Here is a 24503-nt window from a genome sequence, read left to right on the forward strand (position 1 = left end):
TTGCGGGATCTTTGATGAGGCAAGTGCTACATTGATGAGACACATAGTACATCGACCGAGGAGCACACCCATGGCCAGGACATGGCTCATCACCGGAGCATCACGCGGCTTCGGACGCCATCTCACCGAAGCCGCCCTCGAAGAGGGCGACCAGGTCGTCGCCACCGCACGCGACCCCAGGCGACTCCAAGACCTGGTCGCCCTCCACGGCGACCGGATACGAGCGGTCCCACTGGATGTCACCGACGCCCGCGCGGCCTCCCGGGCGGTCAAGGAGGCCACCGACGCCTTCGGCAGCCTCGACGTGGTCGTCAACAACGCCGGCTACGCCAACAGCGCGCCGATCGAGGAGATGGCCGAAGACGACTTCCGCGCCCAGATCGAGACCAACCTCTTCGGCGTCGTCAACGTGACGCGGGCCGCCCTGCCGGTCCTGCGCGCCCAGCGCTCGGGGACCTTCGTCCAGTTCTCCTCCATCGGAGGACGCGTCGGCGGCACGCCCGGGATGGGCGCCTACCAGACCGCGAAGTTCGCGGTCGAGGGGTTCTCCGAAGTCCTCGCCGCCGAGGTCGCGCCGTTCGGTGTGAAGGTCGTGATCGTCGAACCGGGCGCGTTCCGCACCGACTGGCAGGGCTCGTCCATGGAACTCCACCCGGTCGGCCCCGACTACGAGGAGACGGTCGGCGCCGTCAACGAGTACCGGCGCGTCAACGACGGCACCCAGCCCGGCGACCCTGCCCGCGCAGCCAAGGTCATCATTGACGTCGTTGCGGACGACGACCCGCCCCGGCGGCTCGTCCTGGGCGGCGACGCCGTCGCCCTGGCCCAGAAGGCCGCCGAGATCCGCGCCGCCGAGACCGAGAAGTGGGCGGACGTGAGCCGCTCCGCCGACTTCCCGCCCGACGAACGCGGCCCGCACCGTCCCTGAAGCCCGCACCGTCCCTGAAAGGAAGTCCCGATGGATCCCAGAACCTGGCTCATCACCGGCGCGTCGAGCGGCCTAGGGCACGCTCTCGCCGAACACGTCCTCGCCCAGGGAGATCAGGCGGTCCTCACCGCATCCAGCACCCAGGCCACTACCGAACTGGCCTCCCGCCACCCGCGGACCGCAATGGCGCTGCCCCTCGACGTCACCGATCCCCGGCAGCGCGAGAACGGGGTCAAGAAGGCCGAGGAGCGCTTCGGCGGCATCGACGTCCTGGTCAACAACGCGGCCATCGACTTCATCGGCGCCCTGGAGGAACAGGAGGAGAGCGACTACCGGAGGCTGTTCGAGGTCAACTTCTTCGGCGCGGTGGCCCTGACCCGGCTCGTCCTGCCCGGCATGCGCGCCCGCGGCCGCGGCACCGTCGTCAACGTCTCATCGATGGACGGACTGGCCAGCCTTCCCGCGAACGGGTACTACTCGGCCAGCAAGTTCGCCCTCGAAGGGTTCACCGAGGCCCTCTGGCAGGAGATCGAGCCTCTCGGCCTGAACGCGATGATCATCCAACCCGGGTCCTTCCGCACCGGCATCCAGCACCGGACCCGGAGCTCGGGCGCCCCCATCGACGCCTACGAGGCGACGGCCGGCGCCTTCCGGGCGATGATGGGCACCCTCACGCCCGAGATGTTCCCCGGCGACCCGGTCCGCGCGGCGAAGGTGATCTACGAGGCGGTCACCGCCGGGCCACTGCGGCACTGGGTCATTCTCGGCAGCGACGCCCGCCGCAGGATCAGCGACAAGCTCAGCCGGTACCAGGCGGAATTCGACGCCGGCGCGCAGCTCGCGCTCAGCACCGACTTCCCCGGAAGCGCCGACCACGCAGTCCTGTGACTCTTGAAGGGTTCGACGCTCCTCGCCCCGCTCAGCGGGGCAAGGAGCACCTGTAGAGCAGTTCGCCTAATGGAGGGTGGACGACACGCCTCCGACGGCGACGAAAGCATCAACCGCTATTTCGGCGCCACCGAACAGCTGTTCACCGAGGCGGTAGGACTGGCCGTCTCCCCGCGCACGGTGATCGCCGGCACGGGCCCGGACCTCGCCGGCGAGACAGCACGGACACTGGCGACCAGAACGGCGCCGGAGGCGGAGGAACTCGGACCGTTCCTCCTCATGCTGAGATCGGCGCCCAGCCCCAGAGCAGCGCAAATCATGCGCGAGGCGATCGAGCGGCATCCCCGACGGCACCTCCGTGAGGAACTGTCCGGCACGACGCCGATGCGGTCGGAGCGCAGGGCCGTTCCCTAGTCTCTTCATCGCCGGGATGGCCGAGTCCGAGCGGGCATACGTTCGGGAGAAGTCCCTGGAGGGCCAGGCCTCAGCCCGCGAGCGTGGGCGGCACGGCGGCCGTCCGGAAGCGTTCGACGACGACATGATCGTCAACGCGTCCAGGCCATGTGTGCGCGTCATTCGTCTGCGGGCCTCCCGGGGGGGACGGCCGCCGGATGGCGCCGCCGACGGGCTCCAGTCGCCGCTGATCAGGTGGAGCAGGGTGGACTTGCCGGCTCCGCCGGGGCCGGTCAGCGCCATACGTCTCGGGGTCGCGGATCGTCAGGTCGATGCCGGGCTCGGCGAGCGGGTCGCGTTCTTGCAGGTGTTCGCCGTGGAAGACGGTGCGGCCTGTGCAGGTACATGGGTGGCGGGTAGCTGCAGCGTGATCTTCTGCTCGTTGAGCAGGGCACGTCCGGCCTCGTCGAGCCGAGCCTGGACGTCGCTGACGTGGGCGATGTGCATCCGGCCTGCCCGGTCGGCCAGCTCCTGGGCGCCGCGCTTCATAACGCCCGCGAAGATGCGCGGCAGGCCGGCGTTCTCGGGGTTGCGGGCCGCGTTGCTCGTCCGGCGCCCGGCGCGCTCGCGGGTCTGCTGCAGCTCCCGCCTTTCGCGTTGAGCCCTTGCTCGGCGCCGCGTGCGGCCCGCCGCGGGTTTTCGGGGCGTCTGCACACCAGCCGCACCACTCCCCGACGCGCGACCGTCGATGAGCGTGATCACGGGCTCCTCGCCGAACGCAGGTGGTAGCTGACGTCCCCGACCAGGTGGATTCGAACCTGGCGTTCAACGAAGCGCCAGGACCCGTCGCGGCGCTCGAAGCGGTCACTGTAGCGGCCTGCGGCCACCGGCTGCAGCGAAAGGCCTGGCACGGCCTGAAACACCGTGACATAGGAACGCGCCGTAGCCGTTCCAGCCTCCTCGTGAACATCGACGGTGAGGTTGGTCGTGACGTGGTGCGTCCGCGGCGTGCCGTCCTCGTAGCGGATCACGGTGTCCCGGAGCATCTCCTCGACGGCCTCCCCGCCATGGAACGATCCACCACTACTGATGAAGGAAGCGTCGGCGAACAACTCGCCGACGCCGTCGAAGTCGCCGGCGTCGACCAACTCGGCGTACCGGAAGATCAGACTTGTCACAGCGGCCGTAGCCGCACCCGTGCTCATGTTCATCACTCATCCCCGCGCAGGAGGGACAACACGCGCAGCGCTTCGAGGTAGATCCACACCAAGGTCAGGGTGAGTCCGAAGGCCGCCCGCCACGACTCCTCACGCGGGGTTCCTTGGGCGATCGCGTCTTCGACCTGCTTGAAGTCGAGGGCCAGGAAGCACGCACCCAGAAGAATGCCGGCGATGCCGAAGACGACGCCGAGGCCGCCGCTGTCGAAGCCGAGGCCGTTGCCACCGCCGAAGGCGGAGAACAGCAGATCGGCCACCATCAGCAGCACGAAACCGGTGGCCGCGGCCAGCACGAAGCCCTGAAACCGCTGGGTGACGCGGATCCAGCGCATCCTGTAGGCGATCAGCACGCCGGCCGAGACCGCGAACGTGCCCAGGACCGCCTGGACGACCACGCCCGGAGCGATGTACGTCGACGTGGCGCTGGAGACGACCCCGAGGAAGACGCCCTCCAAGGCCGCGTAACTCAGGATCAGTACCGGAGAAGGCTTGCGCTTGAACGTCTGGACGAGCGCCAGAACGAAGGCGGCGAGCGCAGCACCGACGCCGATGCCATAGGACCGGCCAATATTCGCACTGTCCACCGACAGCAGCACCCACGAGAGCACCGCTGCGAGCGCCACCATTCCAAGGGTCGCGGCCGTGCGGGCCACGACATCGTCCAACGTCATGGCGACGTGGTCGGTCGAAGCGTCCTTGGCCAGGAGCAGACCGCCGGGGGCGGAGCCGGGGTCGTCCCCGGCGCCGCCGATCCCGGCGCCGACCGGCATGCCGGGGGCCGAGGGGCCGTCGTCGCGGCTGCGGCCCCCGCGGATGAGAATCGGGTTGCTCGATTTCACGGTGTTCCTCACAATCGGCCGCACGCCGTGCGGCAGGGATGTTTCCTTTAGGACGGCTCTCCGCACGAAACGTGCGAGCTGTTGATGTATAGGGCTGTGCGGACACTGCCGGAATTCGGAGGCGGCACTGACAGCCCGATGAATGCGCGGTTGCCAGCAGGCGGACGCCACAACACCGGGGAAGTGTGCGGTCGCCGAATGCTCCTCGCCGCCAGGCCGGCCCGATCACCTGGCGGCAGGAGGCTCTCCGTCCCTAAAGACCCAGGTCCGCGATGAAGCAGCCGAACTGCGCCCACGAGGCCTCGGTGGCGTACGCTCCTTCTGACTGGCTCCTGGAATTGACCGACTTCTCCTCGACCATCTCTTCGTAGGGGATGCGCACGGGCAGCTTTCTGAAGCGCGATCCCGGCAGTACCACCGACGCATCCCGTGCACCGGGTTCGTTGTCACTCATGACGGCTCCTTTCCGAGACGCCGAACCGACTGACCTATCTCACTGTTGTCCGCTACGAGAACCGGCACATCAGTCACATGACGGTGAGATGCGACCGGTCTGTCCATGCCGCCGCCGACGGCGCCCAGCGGCCGCATGGGCAGAGGCCCGGAGACGCCGGGCCGGGCCTCTGGCCTCCGGCGGACTCAGGCCGTCCTGAGGTTGCCGGTGAAGAAGGTGGTGAGCTTGTCCACGGCCGGGTCGAGGTACTCCTTCTTGTCGTAGAGGTCGACGTGGCTGGCCCCCTCGATCCAGTGGAGCTCCTTGGGGCCGGTGGCGCGCTGGTGCACCTCGACGGCCATCCAGGAGGTGACGGCACGGGTGCCGATGATCTGGAGCAGGGGACGGGGGCCGATCAGCGGGACGGCGTGGAAGGCGTCGAAGCCCGCCAGCTTGTCGATGCTGGACCAGGCGAAGGACTTCGCCGAGCGCTCGTGCCAGCCCCGGGGGGTGCAGTAGTACTCGAAGCCCTCCACGCCGTGCTCTCCGCCGAGCGCGTCGGCCTGTTCGGCGGTCTCGGGGAAGATCGGCAGGCTCCCCGGGTCCTCGCCACGGGCCGCGGCGGTACGGGCATGGGCGGCGGCGTCGAGCAGCCCCTGGAAGACGGCCGGGTCCTGGGTGCCGTCGGGGCCGAGGCGGAACTGGCGGGCAACGTCGACGCCGGAGACAGTGGCAACGGCCCTGACCCGGTGATCGCCGCCGGCGGCGGAAAGGGAGTAGCCGCCGGAGGCGCAGATGCCGAGGAGCCCGACGCGGCCGGCGTCGACGTCGTCGCGAGTGGTGAGGTAGGAGACGGCGGCCTTGAAGTCCTCCACCCGCTGACCGGGGTCTTCGAGGCCGCGGGGCAGGCCGCCTGACTCGCCCTGATAGGCGGCGTCGAAGGCGAGGGTGACGAAGCCGCGCTCCGCCAGGTGCCGTGCGTACAGACCGGACGACTGCTCCTTCACGCTGGTGCCGGGATGGCCGACCACGATCGCCGGACGCGGGCCCGCGGCCGGAGCGTCAGGGAGGTGGAGGTGAGCGGCGATCGGGATGCCGGCGCTGTCGAAGGTCACGCTGGTTCGTGCCATGGAAGGCTCCTTGTGTTCCTCTTACTCGTTCGGTCGGGTGCCATCACTCTCGTCACGCGAGGGGTGCGGTCACATCCGTCATGTGACGGTCAGTCCTCGGCGCCGCCGCGGCCCGTCAGGCCGACTCGGCCTGACGGCCGATGCCGCCCAGCGCGCCAGCGGGTTCCCTTGGGCCTGGTCCCTGATGCGGCGCCGGTCGACAACGCCGGCAACGCCGGCCGGGCCGCGCAGGATCTCCTTGGCGGCGTCGCCGTCCACGCCGGAGACCGCCAGCTCGGGCAGCCCGGCGGAGACGAACGGCCCCGGGTACCCGGTCCGGACGGTCCCGACGATGGCGATCCGGAGCGGCGCGCGGCGGTGAGCGACGAACGCGAGCACCTCCTGGCTCTGCTCGTCCAGCCACTGCGCGTCGTCGACCAGGATGGCGACGGGCCGTTCGGTGGCGGCCGCCCCGAGCAGATCCACCGCCGCCGGCGCGACGGCGAAGATGTCCGGCCGATCCCCCTCGGCCAGGCCGAATGCGGTCAGCAGGGCCCGCCGGCGCTGGTCTGGCAGGCCGCCCACCGGGCGCAGCAGCGGACGCAGCACCTGGTGCAGCCCGGCGAACGGCAGCTGCGCCTCGGACTGCACGCCTACGGCCGCCAGCAGCCGGAAGCCCGCGGCGCGCGCGGCCTCCCGGGCGGCGCGCAGCAGGGCCGTCTTGCCTATGCCAGGGCCTCCGAGGAGGACGAGGCATTGGCCGTCGCCGGAGGCCTGGTCGATCATCTCCCTCCGGCGTGGACGCCGCGGCGGGCCAGCCAGGCGAGCACGTGGTCGGCGACCGCCTGCCGCCCGCCGTCGACGACCAGTGAGTGACCCCGGTCGGGGAACTGCTTGAGGTCGCTCTCGGCCGTCGAGTCGCCGTACAGCTTGTAGACGCCGCGGATCAGGAGGTCGGGCACCAGGCGGTCCTCCTGCCCGGAGACCAGCAGCAGCGGGCCGCGGGCGGCGTTGCGGGTGTTCACGATGGCCCGGGGGTGCCGGGTGGCGCCGCCCCATCCCAGCTCGGCCAGCAGCCGGCGTGGCGCGGGGACGGCGTAACGCTCGAAGAGCTCGTCCGACTCCTCCGGAGTGACCGCGTTAGCGAAGACGTGCCGGAAGTCCCCGGCATCGAGTGACACCGGCCATGGCGGGTGGGACCGGCCGGGTGGGGAGGATCCCGGCGTCCGGTCGGGCAGGGACGCGTCGTCGACCGGCGCGGGGGCGATGGCGACCGCGGCGCGGCCCAGGTCCGCGCCGAGGAGGTGCTGCGCGATGAGCCCGCCGACCGAGTGGCCGATGACCACGGGCGGGCTGTCGAGCAAGCGGACGATCCGGGCGTAGTGGTCGGTGAGCGCGTCGAGCCCCAGTTCCTCGAACGCCGCAGGGCGCCGCCGGGCCTCCTCCACCGTGGCGGGCTCGTCGGGCCAGGCCGGCGCGGAGGCGGCGAAGCCGAAGCCGCGGAAGCGCTCGATCCATGACTCCCAGGACGACGCGTGGAGCCACGCGCCATGGATGAAGACGACGGGAGTGACGGTCACGGAGCCTCCGGGTGACGAGCGCGAAGCGCGAGGAGATGCGGGCCAGGGCCAAGCATCGCCCTGAGGGCTCGGGGGCGGGAACAGTCGAATGACTCAATGATCCGGGGCCCCGGCCGCGGGTGCTCGCCGCGTCTCAACGTCAAGTGACGGATGTGTCGCTCCGCCCGCCGGGCGAGAGTCGGCTGGACACCGGCGCACGAATGCACACCGACACGCGTGCGCACACAGACGCACACGCACACCGACCCACATGGAGGATTCCAGATGATGGACAGGCGCACCTTCAGCAAAGGCCTGGGGCTGGCCGCCGGCGGGGCCGCCGCATCGCTGGCCGGTCTCGCCAGCCTGCCGGCCGCGTCCGCCGCCACGCCGGGCCCGACCCCGGCTCCGGCCGTGCCCGCGGTCACGCCGGGCGCGCACGCGTCCTTCACCTCGCTGAAGCGGGTCAGGGCGGGGCTGCTGGACATCGGCTACGCGGAGGCGGGGCCCGCGCGCGGCCCCGTGGTCATCTGCCTGCACGGCTGGCCCTATGACATCCACAGCTTCGTCGACGTCGCTCCGCTGCTCGCGGCGCAGGGCTACCGCGTGATCGTCCCCTACCTGCGGGGGCACGGCACGACCCGCTTCCTGTCGTCGCGGACGTTCCGCAACGCCCAGCAGTCCGCGATCGCCCTCGACATCATCGCCCTGATGGACGCCCTCAGGATCGAGAAGGCCGTCCTCGCCGGCTTCGACTGGGGATCGCGGACGGCCGACATCATCGCGGCCCTCTGGCCGGAGCGCTGCGAGGCCCTGGTATCGGTCAGCGGCTACCTCATCACCAGCCTGGAGGCCAACCTCAAGCCGCTGCCGCCGAAGGCCGAGTACGCGTGGTGGTACCAGTACTACTTCGCCACGGAGCGGGGCCGGCTCGCCATGGAGGACGAGACCAAGCGCAACGAGCTGAACCGGCTGGTCTGGGACACCGTCTCCCCCACGTGGTCCTTCGACGACGCCACTTTCGAGCGCACCGCCGCGGCCTTCGACAACCCCGACTACGCGGCCATCGTGATCCACAACTACCGCTGGCGGCTGAGCCTCGCCCAGGGCGAGCGGCGCTACGACGGCCTGGAGAATCGGCTCGCCGTGCGTCCGGCCATCACGGCGCCGACCATCGTCCTGGACGCCGACCGCGACCCCTTCACGGCGGGAAGCGACAGCTCGTACCGCGACAGGTTCACCGGCGCCTACGAGTACCGCACTCTGGCGGGCATCGGCCACAACGTGCCGCAGGAGGCGCCCACGGCCTTCGCCCAAGCCGTCCTCGACGTGGCTCGCTTCTGACAGGGCACCTCGGGCCACCGGCTCCGCCGATGAGAACGCCACGAGCGGCAGTAACGCCGCTCGTGGCGTTCGCTTCTCGGCCTGCGATCAGGCGTTTCCTACAGCCGCGCCCCAGAACGCCAGCGGGGCCACCCCCGCCCTCGCGGTGTACAAGCAGGCCAAGCCGACCATCGTGCTGGAGCACGGCGCGTTCGGCGACGCCTCCAGCTGGAACGGCGTGATCGACAGGCTCCGCTCGGACGGCTACCCGGTCGTCGCCGCGGCCAATCCCCTGCGCGGGCCCGCCCACGACGCGGCCGCGCTGCGAAGCGTCCTCGACCACGTCAAGGGCCCCGAGATCCTGGTCGGGCACTCCTACGGCGGCTCGGTCATCAGCGAAGCCGGCGCCGACGATCCGCAGGTCAAGGCCCTGGTCTACGTCGCCGCCTTCCTGCCCGCGCCGGGCGAGACCGCCCTCGGACTCACGAACAAGTACCCGGGTTCCACCCTCCCCGACGCCCTCGACCCCGCTCCTTTCACCAATGCCGACGGCACCACCGGGACCGACCTCTACATCAGGCCCGACAGTTTCCGCCACCAGTTCGCCGCCGACGTGCCCGCCGGCAAGGCGGCGCTCATGGCCGCCACCCAGCGGCCCATCGCCCAGTCCGCCCTGGAGGAGGCCACCAGGGCCGCCGCATGGCAGGACAAACCCACCTGGGACGTCATCACGACCCAGGACCTCAACATCCCCGCAGCCGTCCAGCGCTACATGGCCGAGCGCGCTCACGCGCACACCGTCGAGGTTCGCGCCTCCCACTCCGTCGCCGTCTCACATCCGGGAACCGTGGCCGGCGTCATCGAGAAGGCCGCGCGCGCAGCGCGCTGAGACGAGTCATGGCGGAACGCGGCCGATCACCGAGGCGTCGCACGGTCGGGGCGCCGGCTTGCCGTCGTCCTCGCCGCGACGTCAGTTCTCGGGTCCGGGCAGACCCGCCGCCCGGTCGGGCGGGACGGGGCCGTCCGTCCGGCCGAGGGCGTCGCGGAGGGCGGCCCGCGTCGTGGTGCCCAGCTTGGGAAAGACGCGGTACAGGTGCGAGCTGACGGTACGCGGGACAGGTGCATCCGCGCGCCGATCTCCTTGTTCGTCAGGCCGGCCCCCGGCGGCCAGGTCGGCGATCCGGCGCTCCTGCCACGTCAACGAGGCCAGGTTCAGCGTCGAGGCGCGGGAGGGCGCGCCGGTGGCCCGCACCTCGGTCCGGGCCCGTTCGGCCCAGCCCCCGGCACCGAGCCGGTCGAACGACTCCGCCGCCAGGGCCAGGAGCCGCCGCGCCTCCGCGCGACCCTGGACATGGCGCACCCGGATCCCGTACGGGAGCCGGATCCGCGCCAGCTCGAAGGGAAACCGCGCCGCGGCCGGGTGGCCCTCGGCCCGCGCGTACATCTCCGCCGCCTCCTTCTCCCCGTCGGCGGTCATCGCCAGCGCCCCGTAGGTGAGCAGGGCCAGCCGCGGGGAGACGTCGGGGAGGCCGGCGTCACGGGCAGCGAGCGTGTACCTCGTGAGGTCCACCCGGCGGTGAGAATGCACACGGCCGACCAGAGGTCGGGCCTCGGGGCTTGCCTCTCACTCCTCCGTACTGGTCAGCAGCGCCTCGGCACCACGAGCACGCAGCAGGTCGGCCAGCCGGGCACCGAACACCTCCGGAACTTCACCCGGTTTGGCGGTGCGGGACGCGCGGACTTGGCGGCGGCCGTCGAGACTGGTGCCCCTTCCGGTGAGATGCAGCCCCGCCGGCGTGGACGGCGGACGTTTTCCGGAGGTCGCCGGCCAAAGCGACCTGGCCATCGAGCCGGTGAGCGAGCTGTTGGTGGCGCAGGGGTGGTCGCAATCGTGTTCGAAGTCGGCTGCCGATCCCGCGGGCAGGGTCGATCCCTGGACCTGGATGGTCGGCTTCACGGTGAACGCCGCGGCGTTGGCCTTGGCCGCCAGCTCCAGCGTGGAGCGGTAGTCGGCCGCTCCAGCCGGCACACCGTCGACAAGTGCGAAGTAGCGGCGGTGTCCCCCTGGATTGCAGGCGGTCACGTGCGGAGGCGCGGCTACGGGAAAGTGCGCTCGACCAGCTCGGCGGCCTCGCGCTGACCGGCCTGGAAGTACCGACCGGTGGTCTTGAGGTCGGCGCGGCCGAGGAGGTATTGCACCTGGGCAGGGGCGGCGCCGTCGCGGCGCAACCGGGTGCCGTAGGTGTGCCGGAGCCGGTGCGGCCGCAGGTCCGTGGCCTCGGCGTCCTCGCCGACCGCGAGCACCACCTGAATGATTCCGGAGATCGTCAGGGGTCCGCGCTGCCCGCCCCACAGCGGCCCGTCGGCGCGGCCGCGCTCGGCGAGGTAGTCCAGCAGCGCGGCGCGGGCCTGCGCCGGGGTCGGGACGGTGCGGACCTGGTCGCGCTTGCCGTGCAGCCGGACGGTTCCGGTCCGCGCGGTCACCGCGACGTCAGCGTCGGCCACCGTTGGACGAACGCCCGAACCCCTCGCCGACGAACCGTGAGATTGATAACGGTTGTCATTATCACCCCACACGGGACTGTACTCGTTGTGGGCAGAGGCTGCCCGCCGCCCGGCTCTGCGCCGGGGAGACACGACAAACAAGAGAGGCTTGCTCATGTCCAAGGTGCGATTGCCTGGGAACAGCACGCTGCGGGGGGCCGTCATCGGCCTGCTGGGGTTGCTGTTCTGTGTGGCGGGGGACGCGTTCTCCGCCCTGGGCGCCGAAGATGAGAAGCAGTTCCCCTTCGCGCCGGGCGCGCTCGGCGCGATCTTCGGTGGACTGTTCCTCGCGGGATACGCCGCGCTCAAGTTCGGTCTGGAGGTGCGGCCGTTCCGCACCAACGGCGCGGCCGCCGAAGTGTTCCGGCGGGAGCGTGCCTCGGCACGGTCGGCCCGGTGGCCGATCGGGTGCGTGGCGGTGGCGAACGTGTTCTATCTGCCGCTGCTGGTCGCTGCGACTCAGCGAGTGGCCAGCTTCGCCACGGTGATCGCGATCGCGTTCTGCGGCCCGCTGCTGGTGGCGGTGTGGGGCGCGGTGCGCGAGTCCCGCCACACCGCGGTGCTCTGGCCGGTGCTCGCCGGCGCGGGCCTGTGGATCATGTCGCTGCAGGAGGAGGCGCACACCGACTGGCTCGGTTATGCCTTCGCCGCCGCGGCCGCGGCGTGTTTCGCCGTCAACATCAGCGCGATGGAGAAGCTGGAGGAGCGGGGCGCCGAGACGGTCGGCCTGGCCTTGGCCGGTCTGCTGACCATCCCGGGCGCGGCCGGCTGGCTGATGTTCTCGGGGGGGCTGGAATGGCTCGAGCCCCGCATCATCGGGCTGGCCGTGCTCACCGGCCTGGTCACGGTGGCCGTGGCTCCGGTGCTGGAGGCACGGGCCATCGGCTACCTCGGCAAGGAGAAGTTCGGGGTGCTGGCCGCCGGTGAGCCGATCATGGGCCTGCCGGTCGGGCTGCTGTTGCTGGGAGAGGTCCCCGGCTGGTTCCTGGCCAGCGGGGTGGTGATCCTCGCGGTGGCCATCGCGGCCAACACCACTGAACTGGACCGGCCTCTGGTCCGGCGGCTTTTCACCATGCGGTCCGGCGGGCTGTCGCACGTACATCACCTCGCCGCCGAGGCCGCGATTCCTTCGGGAGGTGCGGCCGACCCCGCGGCGGCGGGCACCGTGCCCGCCGACATGGCCGGTGGTGTGCCAATCATGACTGATGCCCGGCGATCGTCCTTGGCGGTCACCGGGACTCGGCAGCCGGAAGCACCGGCCTCCGGCACGGCCGACGGCCACTGGCTGGAGGTGGCGGCCGTGCTGTGGCCGCTGGTCCAGCGCGGCAACACCGAAGCCGCCGCCCTGCTCACCTCGGTGCTGCAACCGGTGGCGGACCGTATCCAGATCACGAAACGGTGATCCCCACATGAACCGCGGCGGGGAGGCAAATGCCTCCCCGCCGTTCCTATACCACCAGCCTCGACCTTCTCGTGGTCCTGATGCTCGTTGCTGGCGCCGCGGTCTAGCTCCGTTCGGCTCCGAAGTAGGACGGTCGTACCTCTGCGCCGCGGGGTGTCAATAGGCGTTGCCGCTGGTGGGCGAGTCGCCGGCAGCGCGACCGCGGCGCAAGACCTCGCCCTCGGAGGCGCCCTGACCTGCGGTGGCTCCTATTGGACGGGACGCGGTTTCAAAAATCGGACCGGCGCCGAGACGCGCGGAGCGTCCATTAACGATCGCTTTCAACGGGCGGCCCAAGATCTCCACTGGCCTTGAACGGTAGCCGTAGACGAGGCGTTGCAGGCTGCGGTTGGAGGTGAGATTCCCCGTCATGTACCGAAGTGCGCGGGCGGCGGCCATGCACGATCTGTCCGAGGCCGAACGCATCGCCCGCTCCCTCACCGACCCCGACCGGCAGGCACGGGCGTTGAGTGATGTCGCAAAGGCCGTGGCGGGCGGTTAGCGCGGGTTTAAGGAGCCTCGCATTCTCTTGTTCGTCACCGGGCGGCCCGGCGACGAGTGTTGAGAGCTTGTCTTCAATCCCCCATCGTGCGCCGAAGTCACGCCATGCTGGCTGGCGCTTCCGAGGTCGGCTACGCTTCCTGCCCCGATGGCCGACCGGCTCGATGATGATCGCTGAGCGGGCGACAACGGTTGTTCCCGGCGGAGGCAGGACGATAAATGGGCGACTGGTTTCAGAAGATCATCGACGTCGAGGCGGGTGCGGAGGACGCGGAACGCCTCGCGGTCAGGGTGCGGGACTGGCTGATATCCGGGGGGATCGTCCTCGCCGAACGCACGGATTGCGTACTGGGGGCCGAGGGCGGCCATCCGCCCGGGCCCGCTGTCGGGCAGGCGCTGGAGGATCCGTCGTCGGATGACGGGTGGCAGAGCCTGTGGACCAACGGCCTGGACATCACCGTGGGACGCACGATCTTTGATGCGGGGCAGGGCGACCCGGTGGCGGTGACTTGTCCGCACTGCACGAGTGAGATCCGACTCGTCGACGACCACTGGCAGCCGATCGACGAGGCTTGGGCCCCGTTCAGCGAGGTTTTCACGGAATGGTCGGAAGGATACGACGGCGTCATCGCGTGCCCGTCCTGCGGCAAGCCTGTGGAGCCGTCCGCCTGGAAATGGGCGGAGGACTACTTCGCCTTGGGCCACCTCGGCTTCACGTTCTGGAACTGGCCGGAGCTGAAGCAGGACTTTGTCGCCGAGGTCGGCCGGCAGCTGGGCGGTCACCGTACCGTGCTGCTGGCGGGAAAGCTTTGATCAGGGTGTTTGCTTGCCGTTCAAGAGGAGCGCGTCGCGTGCCCGTTAAGCGGTCGCGGGTTGGTAGGGCTGTGGCTGGTTGCGGGTGAGGCGGCGGGTCATCAGTAGGGCGAGTCGCTCGGGGGAACTTTAGTCTCCCTTTGTTGTGTCCATGGCCATACCATCGTCCCGGCGGTATTTCCGTCCCGTCGTCGCTGTTGTTCGAGAGCGCGACTATTAGTCAGCGCCTGATCGAGAGGTACGGACTTACCGGTATTTACCGGTTCTGGGTCTTCAGGGTCATTGGTATGGGTCTGGGTGCAGAAAGTTATCCACGGTAAATCAGGTATGCCGATGGGCGTGGTCTGTCGGTGTGGGTCGGGCCCGGCAACAGCCCAACTGGAGCGTGCATAGGGAAACTGGACGCTGTCGGGCAAGGCTCCGGCCGGGTCTCGATCCGGGGTCCGGCTTGTCGAGGGGGTGGGCGGATGGGATCAGGGGAGGATCGCGTCGACGTAGCCGCCGTCGACGCGGACCGCGCCGCCGGTGGTGGCTGACGCGTGCGGTGAGCTGAGGTAGACGACCATGGCGGCGATCTCTTCTGGCTCGATGAGCCGCTGGAGCAGCGAGTTCGGGCGGTGCTCGGTCATGAAGCGGCGCTGCGCCTCGTCCCACGGCAGGTCTTCCCCGACCATTTCGGCGACGAAGTCCTCCACCCCCGCAGTGTGGGTCGGCCCGGCCAAGACGGTGTTGACGGTGACGCCCGTCCCCGCGACGGCCTTGGCGTAGCCGCGCGAGACCGCCAGCAGCGCCGTCTTGGACACGCCGTAGTGCACCATCTCCGCGGGGATCACGACCGCCGAGTCGCTGGCGATGAACTGCACGCGCCCCCAGCCCCGCTCGGTCATGCCCGGCAGGTAGAGGCGGGCGAGCCGCACTCCCGACAGCACGTTGACCTCGAAGTAGCGCCGCCACTCCTCGTCGTCGATCTCCAGGACGGGCCGCGCCGAGAAGATGCCGAGGTTGTTCACCAGGATGTCGACGTCGGGCGCCTCGGCCCGCACCGCCTCGGCGCCCTCGGCGGTGGCGACGTCGGCGACCACGGCCCGCAGGTCCGCGTCCGGCAGCCGCGTCCGCAGTGCGTCCAGGGCGCCGGCGACGCTGTCCTCGGTCCGCCCGTTGACGATGGTCGCCGCCCCGGCCCGTGCCAGCCCCGCGGCGATGGCGCGGCCGATGCCCTTGGTGGAACCGCTGACGAAGGCGGTCCGCCCGCTGAGATCGATGTCCATGGCGGTGACATTCCCCCGTCGACGCCGGTCAGAGCGTTCGAGCCCCCGGAGATTCCTGGCGGCTCATGTCGCCTCCTTGAGCCAGGTGCGGCAGAGCCACCAGCCGTTCATGGCACCGAAGGTGCTGAACGGGTCGATGCCGGTCACTTCGGCGAAGCGCTGGATCCGGTTGCGCACCGTGTTGGGGTGAACGAACAGCTTCCCGGCGGCGGCGGTGACGTCGCGGTCGTTCTCCAGCCAGGCCAGGACGGCGCGCGCCACCGGTTCGGCGCCGGGTCCGAGCGCGGCCCAGGAGGACACGTGGCGGTCGAGCAGCACAGCGGCGAGGTCCGCCCGTTCGGTGAGCGCGGCCAGCGCGGCCACGTCGGCGATGTGGACCGCTCCCGTCCGCCCGGCCGACTCGGCGGCGGCCAGGGCGGCGGCGGCCAGGCGCCGGACCGGAGCCAGCTCCTCCGGCTCGGCGGGACCGGCGATCCCGGCCGTTGTCCCGGCCGCCGCGACCGCGCGGGAAGGCGCCCGGGGAAGCACGCCGACGAGCAGGTCGTTCACGATCGCGCACACGACCGGCGGATGCTCCCGCAGAGCCCGTTCCACCAGGGAGGCGGCGGCGGGCCGGGCGACGAGCACCCACAGTCCGCCGGCGGCCGGCAGGCCCGCCTCGGCGACCGCCAGCGCGGCCGCCGAGCCGCCCTGCAGCAGCCGCCGCAGGATGGCCGCGTCCCGGTCGCCCGGCAGCGGGTCCGCGCCCGCCCTCGTGGCCCGGTGGGACGTGATCAGCCGGGACCGGACCGTCTCGGCCCAGTCGTCGTACAGCTCCCGCGCGTCCAGCAGCCGGTCGGGCCCTACCCCCTCGGCGCGGGCGATCTCCCGGGCCCGGGCCCAGATCGCACGCTCGGCGACGTGGACGGCGGCGAGCACCGCCTCGATCGGTATGCCCTGCCGGGCGCGGGTGACGCCGAGCTCCTCCACGAACGACAACTCGGCCTCGGTGGGGCCGCGACGGGCGGCCAGCGCCCGGGTCGCCGCGGCCAGGAGCGCGCGGGTGTGCCCGGCGATGTCGGACGGGGGCAGCGCCGCGACCTCCCGTACCGTCGTGCGGACCCCGGCGATCACCGACGGGAGCAGGTCCTCCTCCCCCACGACCCGTTCGATGAGGTCGATCACCGCTGTCCAGCCGTCAGGTGCGTCCATGGCGCTCATGCTGCCCCGTCGTTGTGGCGGCCCACAACCTCGGCCCCGAACCGCGTTCCGTGGACCATGTCCAGCCCGGTGGGGCAGGCCCTACGGTTTGGCGAGCGCCACAACGTTCAAGGAGAAATGCCATGGCCCCTCCCCGCCGTGTCGCCGTGATCGGCGCAGGAGCAGCCGGTCTCGCGACGCTGAAGGCGCTACTCGACGCCGGCTGCGAGGCCGTCGCGTACGAGAAGGGCGACCGGCCCGGCGGTCTGTGGGCCAGGGACAACAGCAGCGGGTTGTCCCCCGCGTACGCTTCCCTGCACCTGAACACCAGCAAGGGCCGTACGGAGTTCGCCGACTTCCCGATGCCCGCCGGATGGCCCGACTACCCGTCGGCCGACCACATCGCCGGCTACCTGTCCGACTACGCGGGAAGGTTCGGGCTCGCGCCTCACATCCGCTTCCGTAGCGCCGTCGCCCGAGTCGAGCGCGGGGAAGCGTGGACGGTGACGACCGAGTCCGGTGACACGGAACGGTACGACGCCGTGGTCGTCGCCAACGGCCACAACTGGGACCCGCGCCTCCCGGACCCGATGTATCCCGGGACCTTCGACGGCGTCCAGATGCACGCCCACGACTACCGCACCGCCGACGTCTTCCAAGGCAAGCGGGTACTCGTCGTCGGGATGGGCAACTCCGCCATGGACATCGCCGTGGACGCCTCGTACACGGCCCGAGGCCCCGTCCTGCTGTCGGCTCGGCACGGAGTCCATATCGTCCCCAAGTACCTGTTCGGCCGCCCGTCCGACGCGACCGGCGGCGCCCTGGCCGCCCTGCCGTGGCGGCTGCGCCAACTCGTCGCCGAGGCCATGCTGCGGCTGGCCGTGGGGACCCCGCAGAGCTACGGCCTTCCGGCCCCCGCCGGCGGCCTCTTCCAGAGCCATCCCACGATCAGCGACACGATCCTGCACCGCCTCACCCACGGCGAGGTGGCCGCGCGCCCCGGCATCGACCGCCTCGGCGGGGACCGGGTCGTCTTCACCGACGGGACCGCCGACCCGGTCGACCTGATCGTGTGGGCCACCGGCTACCGCGTGAGCATCCCGTTCCTGTCCCCGAGGTGGCTGGGGCCCGACCCGGAACGGCTGCCGCTCTACAAGCGGGTCTTCCACCTGGCCGACCCCAGCCTGGCGTTCGTGGGCCTGATGCAGTCCACGGGCGCGGCGCTCCCCGTGGTGGAGGCCCAGGCCAAGCTGGCTGCCGCGTACCTGTCGGGCTCCTATGCCCTGCCCCCGGCTCACGAGCAGCGCCGCGCCGTCGCCCGCGCTCTGCGCGCCGCCGGCCGGCGCTGGGGCGAGGATGCACGGCCCCACATGCGCATCGACTTCGACCAGTACGTCGCCGACCTGCCGCGCGAGATCGCGGCAGGCCGCTCCCGCCTCGCCCGCGGGGCACGCCCGTTCACTCCCAAGGAGACCCTCGTATGAGCACCCGCCGCGCCCCCCACGGTATGCGCGTCCTCGTCACCGGCGCCTCCGGGACATTCGGCCGGGCGATCTGCGCCCGGCTGAGCGGGCTCGGGGCCCATGTCGTCGGCCTGGACCTGACGCCTCGCGAGGACGACCCGGTCGACGTCCTGGCCTGCGACATCACCGACGACGACGCCGTCCCGGCGGCGGTGGCCGAGGCGATCGGCAGACTCGGCGGGCTCGACCTGCTGATCAACAACGCCGGGATCGGCGGACCCGCCCCCGCCGAGCTGCCCCCCGGCGCGGAGGTGCGCCGCCAGTTCGACATCAACCTGCTCGGCACCTGGCGGGTGACCGCCGCCTGCGTGGACGCTCTGGTCGCCTCCCGCGGCCGGGTCGTCATGGTCTCCTCGCGGATGGCCGTCATGCAGCTGCCGCTGGCCGCCGCGTACGGCGCCTCCAAGCGCGCGCTGGTGGCGTACGCGGACGCGCTCCGCCTGGAGATCGGCACCCACGTCGACGTCACCTGCGTGTACCCGTCCGCCGTACGGAGCCCGATCCACGACTCGACGGCCGCCGCAGGACTCTCGCTAGAGGGCATGAGCCAGTACGAGCCGCTGGAGGGCGTGGTCCGCACCGTGCTCCGCGCCGCCCTGGCCGGACGCCCGCGCCGCGACCTTCCCACGACCCGCCGGGGAACCGTCGAGTTCTTCCTGGCCCGCCACCTGCCCGCACTGACCGACCGGATCGTCGCCCGGACGCTGGCCGACCGGGTCCGCTCCGGCGCTTTCAAAGGCGCCGAACTGGCCGCCGGCGTCGTCGCGCGGCACCGGTCCGCCAGATGACGACGCTGCGCGACCAGGGCGCGGACGCCGGCCAGGACGAACCGCGGACCAGGGCGGGCGACCTCTGTGCATACGCCGCCGGCTCGGTGGGGATGGGCGTGTAGGTCACCATGCCCGGGCTGCTGCTGTACTTCCTCACCCACACGCTCGGCGTCGCGCCGCTCCTGGCGGGGCTGACCCTTGTGTTGCCGAAGGTCGTCGACGTGGTCGTCCACCGGGTGCTGGGCAGCCGCTCGGACCGGGACGCCCGCCGCGGCGGGCACCGGCGCGGCATGCTCCGCGTAGGCCTGCTGCTCGCCGGGGCGATGATCGCGATGTTCCCGGTCCCCGGCCGCCTGTCCGGCGTCCCGGGCGCTGTGGGTCGGCGGCTGGTTCATCGTCGGCCCAGTATCTGCGGTGGCGTTCGGCGCCACCCCTAACGGCGAGACGTCACTGGCTTCTGGCGCCGAAGACCATGCGGTTGTGGTCTGGCGGCTGCTGCACGCACCACAACCGACCTAGGGCCTTTCTCCATCAGGTGCGCATCAAGATGAGCGGGACGGAAACGGTGGGGAGTACCGAGGCATGATCGACCTGCCACCGGCTGCAGGACGTGACTGGGCGCGGGCGAGCCGGTACGTGCTCCGGCATCTGGCCGCGCACGCCGCCGCGGGCGGCATGCTGCCGGGACTAGTTGAAGACGACCCCCGGTTCCTGCTGTACGCCGATGTCGACCGGGTCGCGCGTGCGACAACGGAACACCGTGGAGAGAGCAGGAGAGTCTCGCCGCCCGTGCGCGGTATTGCGCTGCTGCCCATCACTTGGACGGTCACGGAGCGAAGGACGCCCGGTCACCCAGGCGTGACCAAACAACAAGGAGAGTCCTCATGGCTCCGACCGACCACAAAGCAAAGACCGAGGCCATCTTCGGCACCACTCACGCAAGTGAACAGGAGTACGCGGAGGCCGACGCCAACGGGATCAACCTGGGGATCTACTGGTGCCTGCGCGACATGGATGTCCCGCACGAGGAGGTGCTGGACGCCCACGTCAAGAACATCCCGCTGGTGACATACGCCGTCGCACGGGAGACACTCTCGCACGCGGAGGCGCTGGACGCCTTCAAGCAGGACCCCTCCATGAAGGCCTTCACCCGCTACCGGCATTGAGGGGGTGCCTTGAAATAGAAGAACGCCGCCCCTTTTGGCGGCGGTCTTTCACACCCACAGTGGCCCCCGCACGGCGGGGGCCACTACTCCTGGTTCGCCGCCCCAGGCCGGCTGGTCGACGCGGGCGCCCCCGGGCACACGCGGTTTGCGACCAAGCCGGAGCTGGCCTGGCGGATGATCGAACGCGCCGTTGATGCTCCGCTGCTGGTGTTCGGGTGGGTGACCGGCGACGAGGCTTACGGCGACAACACCGCCCTGCTCCGCCGCGGCAGGAACCAGCCGTTCGCGCTCTCCTGCGGTAACCCGCTCGTGCTCGGCGGCGCCCGCACCAGGGCCGACGCCGCCTTCGCCGAACCAACTGGTCTACCCCATCGACAAACAGTGCTACAACATCGCCGCGGCCAGAGGCATCACCATCGCGACCAACCGCGAGCGTCATCGGCGGCCGTCGACGCGAGGCGATAGCACGCCACCCGGACGCGGCGCCGCCTGGTGGGGTGGGCGCCCAGCCGCCCGTGCGCCGCAGCGGCCGCGTCCAGGATGACCTCGAAGGCCGGGACCAGGGTCGGTGGCGTGCGCCGTTACGGCCTCGCGCACGACGCCGGCCAGGTGTTTATCGGCGAGGTCGGGGAAGTTGGGGGTCAGCGCCGCGACCCACCGCGGCGGTGTAGTCGGCGGCCCGGTCGTGGGCCGTGGTCCACCGAAGCCAAATCATCCGTATCCCCTTGCTTGAAAGTGGCAAGCGGCGGCGTCGGCGCTCGCTCCGCACCCGCAGGCAGCATCTTGCCGGTCGGGTGGCGACGGTGGAGAAGGCGTCGGTGAACCCGGTGACGAAGTCGGACTCCTTGAGGATGACGCGAGCTCACCAGCACTGCACCCCATCAATCGAAACACGTCACACGTGCGCACAGCCCGGTCAACTTCGGCATGGGGGGCGATATGCAATGCCGGGAAAGTGGGAGCGCCATGTGACGTCGGCGATACGCGGTGGGCCGAGGGGGCAGAGGGAGGCCGCCGCGGTGTCGGTGGTCCACAGGCGGGCGGTGTAGTCGGCGCCGCCGGTCGCCAGATACGGCATGCCGGGTGAGAAGGTGACCGCGTAGACCGTCCCGTGATGCCCGGTGAGCAGCGCAGACTGGACGGGTTCCGCCCCGAGCGTCCACAGCGCGGTGGCCCCGTCGGAGCCGGCCGTGGCGAGGAGCCGGCCGTCAGGGCTGAAGGCCACCGAGGAGACGGCGTCGGAGCCCGTGGTCAGGCGGTGGACCTCGTGCGGCCGATGGGCGTCGGTGACGTCCCAGAGGATCGTGGTGCGGTCGGCGGCGCCGCTGGCGAGGAGTTGGCCGTCGGGGGAAAAGGCAACGGCGTTGACGCCGTTCGCGTGGCCCTTCAGGGTCGCGGTCCTGGAGAGGCCCCGGGTGTCCCAGAGTTGGACGGTGTGGTCTGCGCCGGCCGTGGCGAGGAGCCGGCCGTTCGGTGAGTAGGCGAGCGCCTGGACGGCGGAGGCATGGCCGCGCAGCACGGCGGGCGGGCTCTGTGGCGCGTCGGAGGCCCAGACGGTGACGTCGGGTTCCTCTCCGGCTACAGCCAGATGCCGCCCGTCGGGCGAGAACGCGACGGCGAACACGTTGCCGTGGTCCGGACGGAGTGTCACGACGAGCCGGGGACGGGCCGGAGCGGCCACGTCGTAGACGCCGACCGTCCCGTCGAGATTGCCGGCCGCCACACGCCGGGAGTCGGGACTGAACGCGGCCGACTGCACATGGTCGCCGAGGCCGCCGACCGATGCGACGGCGCGTGGAACGCGCGGATCGGTGACGTCCCAGAGCCGGAACGCCTGGTAGCTGCCGATGGCCAGCAGCCTCCGGTCGGGGCTGAAGGCGAGTGAGTCGACCTCGCCGTTGTTGCCGCCGAGGATCGGTCGGCGCAGGTCCCACAGGCGGATCGTGTCGTCGGCGCCCGCGCTCGCCAGGGTCAGGCCGTCCGGGGAGAAGTCCAGCGAGTAGACGGTGTCGGAAGGGCCCTCCATGACGACCGGGGCGCTCGGCCGTCGCGGATCCGTCGTGTCCCACAGGCGGATCGAGTGGTCGTAGGAGCCGGTGGCGAGCGTCCGGCCGGCGAAGGACGCGCCGCTCACGCCGTTCGTGTGGCCTTGCGGGCTGGCGGTGCGCTCGAAGCGGGTTCCGGAGACCGCCCACAGGTGGACGAGACCGTCGAAACCGCTGGCCGACAGGACGCCGCCGTCCGGGCTGAACGCGACACTCAGGATCCGGTCGGAGTTGCCCTTCAGATCGGGCAGGCGGCGCGGCCGGCCGGGCGTCGAGACGTCCCAGACGTGCGCGTCCGGCTCGTAGGCCCCGGCGACGAGGACGCGCGCGTCGGGGCTGAAGGCCAGGGCGCTCACCCCCGCGCCCGCACCGGACAGCACCGCGAGCGGCTTCGCCCGTGCCGGGTCGGCGACGTTCCACAGCCGGACCGTCCGGTCGTATCCCCCGGACGCGAGGGTGCGGCCGTCAGCGGCGAAGGCGAGCGCCCGGATGCCGTCGGAGTGGCCCGACAGCGTCACGAGCGGTGCTGGGCGCGCCGGGTCGGCGACATCCCACAGCCGGACCGTCCGGTCGTCTCCGGTGGTCGCGAGGGTGCGGCCGTCCGGGCTGAACACCGCAGCCGTCACCGCGGTGGAGTGGCCGGTCAGCACGGTCAGCGGCGCGGGATGGTGCGGGTCAGCGACGTTCCACAGCCGGACCGTGCCGTCCAGGCTCGCGCTCGCCAGGGTCCTGCCGTCGGGGCTGTACTGGATCTGGTAGACGGCGCCGGTATGGCCGGACATCTGGACCGCGTACGGCGCCGCGTATCCGCTGAGCAGGCTGCCGCGCGCTTCGGCCGTCGGGGCGAGCCGGAACGCCGCGAGCGACAGCTGCGCGGCCAGCGCGGGATCGGCCGCCCGCAGCGACGCCGCCTCGTTGGCGACCTTCGCCGACAGCGCGTTGTCACGCTGGCGGGAGACGGTGCCCGTCGCCCGCAGCGCGACGAGGCTCGTCACGGCGGTCACCAGCACGAGGACGCTCAGGAACGCGACGAGCCGGTAGAGCCGGCGGATCCGGACGCGTTCACGCCGTGCGCCCGCCACGACGAACTCCCGCATCCGTGACGGCACCGTGCCCGGTGCGGCCCCCTCGACCCACGCCCGCGCCTCCGCCAGGCGCAGGCCCTGGTAGAGGAGCGCGTCTTCGCCGGGGTGGCGTTCCCATTCCTGTGCGGCCTCCGCGAGGCGCTGGCCGAACAGCAGCCGGTCGCGGTCGAGCTCGATCCACTTCGACAGCCGCGGCCAGCAGCGGATCAGCGCCTCATGGGTGATCTCCAGGCCGTCACGGTCCCGGGTCAGCAGCCGCGCAGCGACGAAGGGGGCCGCGACATCGGCGAGCCCGTCGACGTCGGCGCTCGGGATCCGTCGCCGGGTCGCCGCCCCGGGACCGGAGATACGCACGAGCTGGAGAAAGAGCGCCTTGACCAGCTCGCCCTCCGGTCCGTCGAACGTCTCGTACACTGCCTCGGCGGACTTGGCGATCGCGCCATGGATCCCGCCTCCTGCGGTGTAGTCGGCGACGGTGAGCCGCTTGCGGTTGCCGTGCTCCCACGTCGTGCGCAGCGCGTGGGACAGCAGCGGGAGCGCGCCGGGATCGTGCGCGGCTGCGGTGCCGCGCTCGGCCGGAGCCAGGTCCCGCAGCACCAGCTCGACCAAGCCGTTCTCGACGTCAAGGGCGGCCTCGCGGGCCGGGCCGAGGACCGCGCCTCGCACCTCGGTCTCGTCCATCGGAGTGATCAGGAGTTGCCCCGCGCGCAGGACCTCGGCAAGCGGAGGGCAAGCCAGCGCCTCGCCGTAGAAGTCGGCGCGGAGCGCCACGACGACGACGGACCCGGCGGGCACCCCGTCGCCGGTGAGAGCGGCGACGAACGCGTGACGCCCGGCCTCGTCCTCACACTGGGTGAAGACCTCCTCGAACTGGTCGACGACCAGGCAGCACGGGGCGTTGAGGCACAGCGCACGCAGGGCGGCGATCGGGTCTCTGCCAGGGGTCATCTGGACGGGTGGGAGCCGCCGGTCCGAGCTCAGCGCCGCGACGAGCCCCGCGCCGAGCAGCGACGACTTCCCCGAACCCGACGGCCCGACGACGGCCAGCGTCCCGCCGCCTGCGGCGGCCAGGCCAAGGACCCGCCCCAGTAGGTCGCCGGTGAGTCGTTCCCTGCCGTGGTACCAGCGGGCGTCGGCCGGCTGGAAGGCGGCCAGACCCGGATAGGGCGCTTCGGCGTTCGCCGCCCGCGGCCCGGGAGCCCGACGGAGCGCGGCCAGAGCGTCCGTCCACGGCTCGGGACTGGTGGCGCCGCAGACGGTCAGGATCGCGCGCAGGTTCTGCTGGTTGGGCAGGTGACGGCCGGAGAAGTAGCCGCCGAGCGTCGCCACCGGGATCGCGGTGGCGCAGGAGACGTCCCGGATGGTGAGCCCGGCGCGCTCGCGGAGCAGCGAGAGCGCCTCGGCGAATTCGGTTCGGTTCTGCGGGGCTCGGTCGGGTCGTGGCTCCGTGGTCAAGAACACCGCCTCGGTGGGGAAGTG

At 71.3% G+C, this 24503-nt stretch carries 25 protein-coding genes and 1 pseudogene; 13 read left to right on the top strand and 13 right to left on the bottom strand.

The features are described 5' to 3' along the window. Positions 1-70: 70 nt before the first annotated feature. From AB0K37_RS00085 to AB0K37_RS00095, 3 genes are all read left to right on the top strand, one after another. Complete coding sequence (locus tag AB0K37_RS00085; RefSeq protein ID WP_363972317.1) at positions 71-928, top strand: oxidoreductase; 858 nt, start codon at positions 71-73, stop codon at positions 926-928. 30 nt (positions 929-958) lie between these two features. Then, a complete protein-coding gene (locus tag AB0K37_RS00090; protein WP_363972320.1) occupies positions 959-1816 on the top strand; it encodes an SDR family NAD(P)-dependent oxidoreductase in 858 nt (285 codons plus the stop codon). 69 nt (positions 1817-1885) lie between these two features. Then, positions 1886-2230, top strand: coding sequence for a hypothetical protein (locus AB0K37_RS00095; RefSeq protein WP_363972323.1), 345 nt, complete (start codon positions 1886-1888; stop codon positions 2228-2230). Positions 2231-2533: 303 nt separating this feature from the next. Here the strand turns inward: AB0K37_RS00095 and AB0K37_RS00100 are convergent, their stop codons facing one another. The 7 genes from AB0K37_RS00100 to AB0K37_RS00130 all read right to left on the bottom strand — a co-directional run bounded on the left by AB0K37_RS00100 (position 2534) and on the right by AB0K37_RS00130 (position 7387). Next, on the bottom strand, positions 2534-2971 hold the full coding sequence (locus AB0K37_RS00100; RefSeq protein WP_363972326.1) for a hypothetical protein: 438 nt from the start codon (positions 2969-2971) through the stop codon (positions 2534-2536). Further along, positions 2968-3420 (bottom strand): nuclear transport factor 2 family protein, encoded by a 453-nt coding sequence (locus AB0K37_RS00105; RefSeq protein WP_363972329.1) that lies wholly within the window; start codon positions 3418-3420, stop codon positions 2968-2970. Before AB0K37_RS00105 ends, AB0K37_RS00100 begins: the two co-directional genes overlap by 4 nt. Continuing rightward, positions 3420-4265, bottom strand: a complete 846-nt coding sequence (locus AB0K37_RS00110; RefSeq protein ID WP_363972332.1) for a Bax inhibitor-1/YccA family protein — start codon at positions 4263-4265, stop codon at positions 3420-3422. Before AB0K37_RS00110 ends, AB0K37_RS00105 begins: the two co-directional genes overlap by 1 nt. Positions 4266-4518: 253 nt before the next feature. After that, entirely contained in the window at positions 4519-4719 is a 201-nt protein-coding gene (locus AB0K37_RS00115) for a hypothetical protein (RefSeq protein ID WP_363972335.1), read from the bottom strand. A gap of 185 nt (positions 4720-4904) precedes the next feature. Further along, complete coding sequence (locus AB0K37_RS00120) at positions 4905-5828, bottom strand: alpha/beta hydrolase (protein WP_363972338.1); 924 nt, start codon at positions 5826-5828, stop codon at positions 4905-4907. A gap of 78 nt (positions 5829-5906) precedes the next feature. Continuing rightward, a complete protein-coding gene (locus tag AB0K37_RS00125; RefSeq protein ID WP_363972340.1) occupies positions 5907-6593 on the bottom strand; it encodes an ATP-binding protein in 687 nt (228 codons plus the stop codon). Next, complete coding sequence (locus AB0K37_RS00130; RefSeq protein ID WP_363972343.1) at positions 6590-7387, bottom strand: alpha/beta hydrolase; 798 nt, start codon at positions 7385-7387, stop codon at positions 6590-6592. Before AB0K37_RS00130 ends, AB0K37_RS00125 begins: the two co-directional genes overlap by 4 nt. Before the next feature lie 264 nt (positions 7388-7651). Between AB0K37_RS00130 and AB0K37_RS00135 the strand changes: the two genes are divergently transcribed. Both AB0K37_RS00135 and AB0K37_RS00140 read left to right on the top strand, forming a co-directional pair. After that, positions 7652-8710, top strand: coding sequence for an alpha/beta hydrolase (locus AB0K37_RS00135; protein ID WP_363972346.1), 1059 nt, complete (start codon positions 7652-7654; stop codon positions 8708-8710). A gap of 145 nt (positions 8711-8855) precedes the next feature. After that, entirely contained in the window at positions 8856-9578 is a 723-nt protein-coding gene (locus AB0K37_RS00140) for an alpha/beta hydrolase (protein WP_363972349.1), read from the top strand. Positions 9579-9659: 81 nt separating this feature from the next. On the opposite strand, the gene AB0K37_RS00145 is transcribed toward AB0K37_RS00140, so the two are convergent. The 3 genes from AB0K37_RS00145 to AB0K37_RS00155 are packed head-to-tail and all read right to left on the bottom strand — an operon-like array spanning position 9660 to position 11194. Next, positions 9660-10259 carry a hypothetical protein gene (locus tag AB0K37_RS00145; protein WP_363972352.1) on the bottom strand — a complete coding sequence of 200 codons (600 nt, stop codon included), beginning with the start codon at positions 10257-10259 and terminating at the stop codon, positions 9660-9662. A gap of 54 nt (positions 10260-10313) precedes the next feature. Next, positions 10314-10772, bottom strand: coding sequence for a hypothetical protein (locus AB0K37_RS00150; protein ID WP_363972355.1), 459 nt, complete (start codon positions 10770-10772; stop codon positions 10314-10316). Between the two features lie 14 nt (positions 10773-10786). Beyond that, positions 10787-11194 carry a site-specific integrase gene (locus tag AB0K37_RS00155; protein WP_363972358.1) on the bottom strand — a complete coding sequence of 136 codons (408 nt, stop codon included), beginning with the start codon at positions 11192-11194 and terminating at the stop codon, positions 10787-10789. A gap of 154 nt (positions 11195-11348) precedes the next feature. Here AB0K37_RS00155 and AB0K37_RS00160 point away from each other — a divergent pair, with 154 nt between their 5' ends. From AB0K37_RS00160 to AB0K37_RS00170, 3 genes are all read left to right on the top strand, one after another. Then, positions 11349-12635 (top strand): hypothetical protein, encoded by a 1287-nt coding sequence (locus AB0K37_RS00160; protein ID WP_363972361.1) that lies wholly within the window; start codon positions 11349-11351, stop codon positions 12633-12635. A 409-nt stretch (positions 12636-13044) separates the two neighbouring features. After that, a complete protein-coding gene (locus AB0K37_RS00165) occupies positions 13045-13176 on the top strand; it encodes a hypothetical protein (RefSeq protein ID WP_363972364.1) in 132 nt (43 codons plus the stop codon). 218 nt (positions 13177-13394) lie between these two features. Then, entirely contained in the window at positions 13395-13988 is a 594-nt protein-coding gene (locus tag AB0K37_RS00170; RefSeq protein WP_363972366.1) for a hypothetical protein, read from the top strand. 473 nt (positions 13989-14461) lie between these two features. Here AB0K37_RS00170 and AB0K37_RS00175 read toward each other — a convergent pair whose 3' ends face one another. Together AB0K37_RS00175 and AB0K37_RS00180 are read right to left on the bottom strand one after the other, a co-directional pair. Further along, positions 14462-15256 carry an SDR family oxidoreductase gene (locus AB0K37_RS00175; protein ID WP_363972369.1) on the bottom strand — a complete coding sequence of 265 codons (795 nt, stop codon included), beginning with the start codon at positions 15254-15256 and terminating at the stop codon, positions 14462-14464. 63 nt (positions 15257-15319) lie between these two features. Next, positions 15320-16447, bottom strand: a complete 1128-nt coding sequence (locus tag AB0K37_RS00180) for a helix-turn-helix domain-containing protein (protein ID WP_363972372.1) — start codon at positions 16445-16447, stop codon at positions 15320-15322. A 131-nt stretch (positions 16448-16578) separates the two neighbouring features. Here AB0K37_RS00180 and AB0K37_RS00185 point away from each other — a divergent pair, with 131 nt between their 5' ends. The 5 genes and pseudogenes from AB0K37_RS00185 to AB0K37_RS00205 form a co-directional block, all read left to right on the top strand. Next, the gene (locus tag AB0K37_RS00185; RefSeq protein WP_363972375.1) at positions 16579-17919 is read left to right on the top strand and encodes an NAD(P)-binding domain-containing protein; all 1341 of its coding nucleotides are present in this window, start codon (positions 16579-16581) and stop codon (positions 17917-17919) included. Then, entirely contained in the window at positions 17916-18746 is an 831-nt protein-coding gene (locus AB0K37_RS00190) for an SDR family NAD(P)-dependent oxidoreductase (RefSeq protein ID WP_363972378.1), read from the top strand. The genes AB0K37_RS00185 and AB0K37_RS00190 overlap by 4 nt, the downstream gene beginning before the upstream one ends. Positions 18747-18856: 110 nt before the next feature. After that, positions 18857-19165 carry an MFS transporter gene (locus tag AB0K37_RS00195; protein ID WP_363972381.1) on the top strand — a complete coding sequence of 103 codons (309 nt, stop codon included), beginning with the start codon at positions 18857-18859 and terminating at the stop codon, positions 19163-19165. A 447-nt stretch (positions 19166-19612) separates the two neighbouring features. Then, positions 19613-19894 (top strand): hypothetical protein, encoded by a 282-nt coding sequence (locus AB0K37_RS00200; RefSeq protein ID WP_363972383.1) that lies wholly within the window; start codon positions 19613-19615, stop codon positions 19892-19894. Positions 19895-19993: 99 nt separating this feature from the next. After that, positions 19994-20359 (top strand): annotated as a pseudogene (locus AB0K37_RS00205) (hypothetical protein); the annotation flags it as partial. A 451-nt stretch (positions 20360-20810) separates the two neighbouring features. Here AB0K37_RS00205 and AB0K37_RS00210 read toward each other — a convergent pair. Next, positions 20811-24479, bottom strand: coding sequence for a helix-turn-helix domain-containing protein (locus AB0K37_RS00210; RefSeq protein WP_363972386.1), 3669 nt, complete (start codon positions 24477-24479; stop codon positions 20811-20813). Between the last annotated feature and the right edge of the window lie 24 nt (positions 24480-24503).

The organism is Actinomadura sp. NPDC049753 (assembly GCF_040674655.1).
In the GTDB taxonomy this organism is placed as follows: Bacteria; Actinomycetota; Actinomycetes; order Streptosporangiales; family Streptosporangiaceae; genus Spirillospora; species Spirillospora verrucosospora.